This is a genomic window from Aphanothece microscopica RSMan92, from assembly GCF_046613545.2.
Taxonomy (GTDB): domain Bacteria; phylum Cyanobacteriota; class Cyanobacteriia; order PCC-6307; family Cyanobiaceae; genus NIES-981.
Window position 1 is genome coordinate 1 of record NZ_JBKKKY020000501.1, and the last position, 471, is coordinate 471.

1 protein-coding gene is annotated in these 471 nt (G+C 56.7%); it reads left to right on the top strand.

The genetic code is table 11. The annotated features are described in order from the left end of the window. Positions 1–40 precede the first annotated feature (40 nt). Positions 41–471: oleate hydratase (locus tag ACLD7X_RS18745; RefSeq protein WP_411425190.1), on the top strand; the 431-nt coding region annotated here is incomplete at its 3' end.

Consider the following 471-nt stretch of genomic DNA (forward strand, 5'->3'; position numbering starts at 1 on the left):
ACCGCCGGCTCTGCGTCAGCAGGACGACACGAACTGGCTTTTGTGGGAACGTCTGGCAAGGGGGCGCAAGCACTTCGGCCGACCATCGGCATTCAATACTGATCCGGCAAAGTCTGCTTGGGTGACATTTACCGTGACTACGCATGGTCCGGCATTTCCCGAGATGATGGAGAAGCTGACCGGTTCCGTGGCAGGTCGCGGAGGTCTCATCACGCTCACCGATTCGCCCTGGCTCATGACCATCAATAGCTTTCACCATCCGCATTTCATCGACCAGCCTTCTGACGTCAATCTATGGTGGGGCTATGGACTTTACGTGAATAGGCCAGGTGCCTTTGTTCGAAAAGTCATGCCAGACTGCAGCGGTGCCGAGATCCTGACCGAGGTCGCGGGTCAACTTGGCTTGACCGATCGGCTATCCGAAATTCTTACTACCACGAAGTGCATCCCCTGCCTGCTGCCTTATGCGGG